Raw genomic sequence first — 6,977 nt, forward strand, 5'->3', positions numbered from 1 at the left:
TTTTTTCTGTCTAACTTTTGGGGTGCAGTACATTTTCAACTCTCTTATTTATTTTCTTATCTCACATAATTACTTCACATATCCAGGCTCATCAAATTCATTTTTTTCAATAACATATGCCACATTTGCATCCTTATTGATCAAAGAACATATATCTATTAAACTACAAAAGCTCTCTGACCGCAAAATTCCGTTAATTTACAACCTTATTCCTAATTTCTATTTTACTTTTCTGACAGATAAGATTATAATAAGGAGTATTTATTTTCGGAGGTTTTTATGTCATTTCTATCAAAAAATTGGGCAGGACTGTTAGTCTGTCTGATCATTTCTATCATCTCTTGGGTTTTAGGAGGCTTTCTGCCTGTTGTGGGAGCACCTGTTTTCGCCATTTTTATCGGAATGATTCTCTACCCCTTTCTCACTCCCTATAAACAACTGGATGCTGGTTTGACTTATAGCTCCAAAAAATTGCTTCAGTATGCTGTTATCTTACTTGGTTTTGGACTCAATATCTCTCAAGTTTTCGCAGTTGGAAAATCTTCCCTCCCTGTCATCCTTTCGACTATTTCTATCGCTTTAATTATTGCTTTCTTTTTCCAACGATTTTTTAACATGGATACAAAGCTAGCTACCTTGATTGGGGTAGGCTCTTCTATCTGTGGCGGTTCTGCCATTGCAGCGACTGCTCCTGTTATTCACGCCAAGGAAAAAGAAGTAGCCCAAGCCATTTCTGTTATCTTTTTCTTCAATGTCTTGGCAGCTCTTATCTTTCCAACTCTAGGTTCTTGGCTCCATCTCTCCAACGAAGGTTTTGCTCTCTTTGCGGGTACTGCGGTCAACGATACTTCCTCTGTAACAGCCACAGCTAGCGCCTGGGATAGTCTGTATCATACCAATACTCTAGAATCTGCAACCATTGTCAAACTGACTCGTACCTTAGCTATTATCCCTATTACTCTCTTCCTCTCCTATTGGCAAAGCCGTCAACAAGACAACAACCAAGGAGTAAAGCTTAAAAAAATCTTCCCCGTTTTCATTCTCTACTTCATCCTAGCTTCTCTGCTAACTACCGTCCTTACTTCTTTTGGTGTTAGCAATAGCTTCTTTTCACCTCTCAAACAGCTCTCCAAATTCCTCATCATCATGGCTATGAGTGCTATTGGTCTTAAAACTAACCTCGTTGCTATGATCAAATCCAGTGGAAAATCCATTCTTCTTGGAGCCCTTTGCTGGATCGCTATCATCCTGACTAGTCTTGGCATGCAATTACTCATCGGTATTTTCTAAGAAAAAAGGGAGCCTAAAGGCTACCTCAGAACGTAGACAAACGTCATTTTTGGCGTTTGTCTTTTTGTATCTTCAAAGATATTTTGTCTTATCATCTACTATTCCATCCAAAAATCTGATTTAAAGCAAAATAAAAAGGGATATTCCCTATCCATTTCGATAATTTTTTCATTAATTTGTTTTTCCATTTTATCCTCCGATTAGTCTCGCACTGATATTTATTGATAACAACACTATATTTCTAGTATAGCATAATCATTAGATATTATAGGTTTTCAAACCAAATGAGAGTCATTCGTTTTTGCCCCACTTTTGCCCCATTTTTAAATCATGACATTGGAAATACCTAAAAGTACTTCCCTAAAATCACTTATATTTCAATATTTTTAATTACTCTCAATATGAAAATCCTTTCCAAATCCATGTAGGGGGCATTTTCTTATGCACAAAAAGCCTTGAAAACAACTCAAGGCTTTTTTGCTTATTTCAAAATCATTTAGCTCACTTTTTTAGATACTATAATTTAGCGTACGAAGTTAAATCATTCTGCACCATTGTTATTCCATTTATAATAAAAAAACCACCTTTGAACCCTAGCAAACATTTGACAGCTCTTCACCGAATCCGCTATGATAAGGGTACTTGAAATTCCAAGTTTTCGTTGCATCTTAAGTGTAAGGAGTCCAAAATGAAAATCTATTATTCAAAATATATCGGATATGGCTCTCTGGCTTTTGCTTGTGCGCTCTTTGTCCACTTAGCTTTTTTATCGGTCCTAGGTTTCGAGGGGGTTCCCAAAGTCAGTTTCGTCACCCTCATTCAAATCCTTTTATTGTTAATTGCGATCTATGCAACCATTGCTGGGATCAAAAGACTGACCAGTCGTCAGATCGCCTTTGAGCTGACTTCTGATGGGATCTATGCTTATCAGGGAGTGATTCTGACAAAAGATATCTTTATCCCCAAGGATAATTTGGTAACTGCAGCCTATAAAGTGGCTGACGTCAGTGACCCGGATCACCAAAATAGTAAGAGTTATTTCATCGAATTTCAACTGAGGGACAATACTACACTAGAAAATCTCTCAAAATCCAATATCATCATTGATCCAGAGCACCATACCGTAAAAGTCTTCGTCAATCTTTGTAAATTTAAGGAAAAAGAATGGCAAGATCTTTCCAAGTACTTGACGGAAGAATACCGAATAACCGTTTTATAGCAAAGAAAAGAGAGTGGGACAGAAATCGGTAATTCGTTAGAATTCGATTTCGTCGTCCCACCTCCGCACAGTTGAGTAGGGCTGTAAAAGCTGATGAAATCAGCGTAGTAGAGCCCACTCAACCACTGCGTCTTGCTCGACAATCCAAAAATAATTGAGAGGCTAGGACTTTTGTCCCAGCCTCTTTATAACTGCTCCTAGTTCCCCATTTTTCCTTTGGGTACGAGCAGATAGAAAAATAGCAAATTCAATCCAAATACGGCAACAAAGAGCGCCAATTGAGAGACATCGATCGTTTGTTTCTCGGTCAAATCTTGGATCAGCTTTGTATAATAATAGCCTGGGAAAGCCCGTTGTAGCTTGCCAACCAGGTCCATAAATCCTCCACTTGCGCCAAGCGTATCAAAGGGAATAATGGTCATAGCGGCCAAAATAATAACCGGAAATCCTATAGTATCAATTGTCTTGGCATCTACCCTGACCCCAAGTACAAAGCCAATCACGCTAAAGTAGATCCCCATCAAGGATAAGAGGAAAAATTGTACCAACAGGCTAGTCGTCACTGGAAAGTGAAAACCTAGAACAGCAACTACTAGCACTGCTAAAAAGATCAAGCTGTTCAGAATCAGTTGCACAATCGATTGATCCCATAAATAGTTCTCGACACTATAACTTGTAAAATGGGATTCAAAAGAATAAAACCCGATATCTGAGGCGATTCGCTTACTAAAGGTTGCAAGGCTATTGCCAATGACCCCGATAAAGACGGCAATACCTAATAAAATACTTGGCGAAACCCCTTTTTGAAGCTGATAAAAGAAGATATACCAGCCTATGGGTAAAATAATGGTGAATAATACAAAGCGCTTATTTCGTAAAACTTGTTTTAATTGAATCTTTTTCATGCTTGTTCCCCTCCTTTATTCATCTCTTCTCGGAAATACTGCTCAATGGTTTGACCAGCCTGGTGAATATCCTCGACAGACTTTGTGGCAGCAATTCGACCATCTTTTAAAATCAGGACTTTTGTAAAAAAGGCATCAATTTGGTTGAAATCATGGGTCACCACAACAGATGTAAACTCTTGCTGCTCCAGCAATTTCCAAAAATTATCCACTGCTTCCAAGTCCATACCAGTCGTTGGCTCATCTAAAAAAATCAACCTTGGATGATTCAAAATGGTTAACAACAAGGACAAGCGTCTCTTTTGACCACCAGAAAGACTTCCCACCATCTGCTCTTTTGAGCCTCTCAATTCGACCATCTCTAAGAGTCCATTGATATCAGCCTGCTTCAGCTGATTCATCCGGCTTTTTAATTCGACGAATTCAGCAACAGTTAGATCCTCGATAAGCAGATCCCCCTGAGGCATCATCCCAATTTCTCTTTGAAAATCAAGCGAAGTCTTTATCGTTCCCGAATCGGCCTGGAGCTGCCCAACGATAATGTTGAACAGGGTACTTTTTCCTGCCCCATTATTTCCCAGCAAGGCAATTTTGTCTCCTTCTTCTATCGAAAAAGACACTCCCTTTAATACAGCTTTCTCCTTAAATGATTTTGTAATAGATGCTACCTGAAACATACGATCCCTCTTTTCTTATTGATCTTGTGTACAGTATACTTCAAAGGGACAGGCTTTGTGGCTCTCTGTCAGAATCGGTCATAAAATCGTCGTGAATGGTCAAAAAAGAGGCTGGGACAAAAGTCCTAGCCTCTCAATTATCTTTGAATTGTCGAGCAAGACGCAGTGGTTGAGTGGGCTCTACTACGCTGATTTCATCAGTTTTTACAGCCCTACTCAACTGTTCGGAGGTGGGACGACGAAATCGAATTCTAACGAATTACCGATTTCTGTCCCACTCTCTCTTCTATTATTCCTTCCAAAAGGTCAGACTCTGAGTAAATCGGTAGTTTGAACTCTTGGTAGACACTGTCGTTTTGGGATACTTTTCCAGTAATTGTTGGATCTTGTACAAGCCAAGACCGCGGCCCTCTCCTTTACTGGAGTAGTCCTTTTCAAAAATTCTCGCCAGATCTATTTTTTCAGCTTTTGTACTATTTTCAACTATTAAGATGAGGGAGTTTTCCTCCTGGAGCATGGCAAGAGTCAGCTGGGGGTCGTCTGATTCGAGACTCGCTTCGATAGCATTGTCACAAAGGATAGATAAGAAGGTGATGAAATCTAAAACCTCGATGAATAAATCTCGAACAGGTTCATCGATCTCGACAGAGATCCCAATCCCTTTGTTTTGAGCCTCCAATAATTTTGCGGACAGAACACTTTTTACAGCTGGATTTTCAATGTGACTGAGTTTGGCAATATCAAACTTGCTATCGTAAAATTGCTGGCCACTCTCTCGAAGAACATTCTCATAGACTTCCCTGATCGCGTTAAGATCTTCATGCTCAATACTTAATTTGAGACTGGTTAAAATATTCAGGTAATCATGACGAAAGGCACGAATCTCCCCGTAGAGCATTTCGACGTGTTGGCTATAGGTGGCTAACTCCTGCAGTTGCCTATCTTTTTGCTCTAGAATCTCTTGTTTCAATCGTTCTTTGGACACTGCATTGAAATACAAGAGCATCACAAAAAACAAAATCAGATAAATACTATTTAACTGTTCCCGTAAAGCATCTGCATGAGGAATAGCATCCTCAAAAACCACCAGACCTACAACACTGAGCAAATACACAAACATGGAAAGATCCATTGGGAGTAGGAAACGATTAAAATACTGCCGTTGAAACCCTACTTTTAAATCTGTAAAATCTAGTTTTAACAATTTAGTGATTCCTATATAAACAGGAAAGACCAGCAATTCAAGTAGAGCATCATACCAGCTGACAGATGCCTCATGAACAAGTATGATCCCTAACATTGGAAAGACATAAAAGGCTAAGAGACGCCCAATGAGACTCTCCATGACAACCGGATAGAGCCCATAAAAAATATTCAAAAGGTGTCGTATGTTACGATTTCGGTAGAAACTATAGGCAATAAATACTAAGAAATAGCCAAAAAAGCCTACCGGTGGTACAAGGGTAAAGATAATTGCGAAGAGGAAGGGGCACAAAAAGAGCCAGCGCAAGGTGAACTCTTGTCTACTGATATGACGATAGATCAGCATGCTGACGAAGAACTTTAGGTAAGACATTAGAATAGTTAACAGCAATTCTTTCTCCCTCTATTTTTTCAAAGCTTCCAGTAAGCCTCTATACTTGGTCCGTGAGATCAAGCAATTGTCTCCATTTTCAAAAAAAGCTTTCTTGGCTTCTTTATCAATCTTCGTAATATTTTGCGGATTCACCACAAAGGAGCGGTGGCACCGATACAAGCGGGGATCTGCTTTTTCGATATCGGCAATACTAGCGTAAAATTCCAAGCGCTCTTCCTGGGTGTGTAAAATGACCTTGTGAATGGTTGGAGACGTTTCAACATACAAAATCTTATTAAAAGGAACTTGTACACGCGCCATCGCACTCTCAAATGTAAAGGCATCTTGCGCAATCGTGGTCCCAGCTTGCTCCAAGGTATAATCGATAGCTGAGCTGATTCTCTCTCTGAACTCTTCCTCACTCAGCGTTTTATCGATAAAATCCAAGGCGGCCACTTTGTACTGAAAGGTAATGGGCATAAATTCAGAGTGAGTAGTGACAAAGACAATGGTCGCGTGGGGATCTTTCTTACGAATCTCTTTTGCGATCTCTAGACCCTTTTTCTCCTCACCTTTAATCTCGATATCTAAAAAGAATAGGTGATGGGCGCCTCTCTCTGTGATAGCATCCAGCAACTGGCTTGACTTCCCAAACACTTCTGGCGCTTTGCATTGCAAGGATTTTTGATGGATGAGATCCTGCAAGACCACTTCAATACGCGATTGCTGGATCCACTCATCTTCTAATACAAAAATCTTCAACAAAGTCCTCACTCCTTCCCCTCTACGAATATGTTCTATTTTACCATAAATGATGCCTACTGAGCCACTCTTTCAAAAGAGACTTGATAGGCCTTCTACCTTTTATCCTAAACAAAAAACTCTCCCGGAGGAATCCGGAAGAGCTTGCGCAAGGGGAATTTGAAAAATATTTTTTAATATGAAAAAGGTCGATAAAATCTATGCTATGTTCAAACTCTCATTTTACTAACAGCGATATTACGATCAAGTTTTATTGTCAATAGACATGTATGTGGGAAGTTCTCCCCTTGCAACAATGTAGACCTGTGATCTACTCTTACTAGCATACACTAGAATTATTACAAAATCAGTTAATTTGTATTGCAATTTGTTGGCAAATATCCCTCTTCCTGAAAACACCACAAACGCTTGATTCCCAAGCATCTACGCAAGTCCTCTTTAATTAGTATTTATCATTTCTGTTACAAAATTTAAAATAAAAATATTATTCCATAACAAATAAAAATCCCAAAGCACGATAAAAAGAGGCTGGGACAAAAGTCCTAGCC

6 protein-coding genes are annotated in these 6,977 nt (G+C 39.3%); 2 read left to right on the top strand and 4 right to left on the bottom strand.

The window, feature by feature from the left end; all coding sequences use genetic code 11:
- Positions 1-279: 279 nt before the first annotated feature.
- Both HMPREF2904_RS06230 and HMPREF2904_RS06235 read left to right on the top strand, forming a co-directional pair.
- Complete coding sequence (locus HMPREF2904_RS06230) at positions 280-1,290, top strand: YeiH family protein (RefSeq protein ID WP_003009857.1); 1,011 nt, start codon at positions 280-282, stop codon at positions 1,288-1,290.
- A gap of 688 nt (positions 1,291-1,978) precedes the next feature.
- Positions 1,979-2,509: a hypothetical protein gene (locus tag HMPREF2904_RS06235; RefSeq protein WP_070661065.1), complete on the top strand. Its 531-nt coding sequence runs from the start codon at positions 1,979-1,981 to the stop codon at positions 2,507-2,509.
- Between the two features lie 197 nt (positions 2,510-2,706).
- Here HMPREF2904_RS06235 and HMPREF2904_RS06240 read toward each other — a convergent pair whose 3' ends face one another.
- From HMPREF2904_RS06240 to HMPREF2904_RS06255, 4 genes are all read right to left on the bottom strand, one after another.
- A complete protein-coding gene (locus HMPREF2904_RS06240; RefSeq protein ID WP_070661068.1) occupies positions 2,707-3,414 on the bottom strand; it encodes an ABC transporter in 708 nt (235 codons plus the stop codon).
- Positions 3,411-4,091, bottom strand: coding sequence for an ABC transporter ATP-binding protein (locus HMPREF2904_RS06245; RefSeq protein ID WP_070661071.1), 681 nt, complete (start codon positions 4,089-4,091; stop codon positions 3,411-3,413). The genes HMPREF2904_RS06240 and HMPREF2904_RS06245 overlap by 4 nt, the downstream gene beginning before the upstream one ends.
- A gap of 289 nt (positions 4,092-4,380) precedes the next feature.
- Entirely contained in the window at positions 4,381-5,685 is a 1,305-nt protein-coding gene (locus HMPREF2904_RS06250) for a sensor histidine kinase (protein WP_141751202.1), read from the bottom strand.
- A gap of 12 nt (positions 5,686-5,697) precedes the next feature.
- On the bottom strand, positions 5,698-6,432 hold the full coding sequence (locus HMPREF2904_RS06255) for a response regulator transcription factor (protein ID WP_070661074.1): 735 nt from the start codon (positions 6,430-6,432) through the stop codon (positions 5,698-5,700).
- Between the last annotated feature and the right edge of the window lie 545 nt (positions 6,433-6,977).

This window comes from Streptococcus sp. HMSC072G04, from assembly GCF_001813295.1.
GTDB lineage: Bacteria > Bacillota > Bacilli > Lactobacillales > Streptococcaceae > Streptococcus.

Bases quoted from the DNA above. Each gene is read 5' to 3' on its own strand.
- HMPREF2904_RS06230 (WP_003009857.1), top strand. From the start codon at position 280: ATGTCATTTCTATCAAAAAATTGGGCAGGACTGTTAGTCTGTCTGATC.
- HMPREF2904_RS06235 (WP_070661065.1), top strand. From the start codon at position 1,979: ATGAAAATCTATTATTCAAAATATATCGGATATGGCTCTCTGGCTTTT.
- HMPREF2904_RS06240 (WP_070661068.1), bottom strand. From the start codon at position 3,414: ATGAAAAAGATTCAATTAAAACAAGTTTTACGAAATAAGCGCTTTGTA.
- HMPREF2904_RS06245 (WP_070661071.1), bottom strand. From the start codon at position 4,091: ATGTTTCAGGTAGCATCTATTACAAAATCATTTAAGGAGAAAGCTGTA.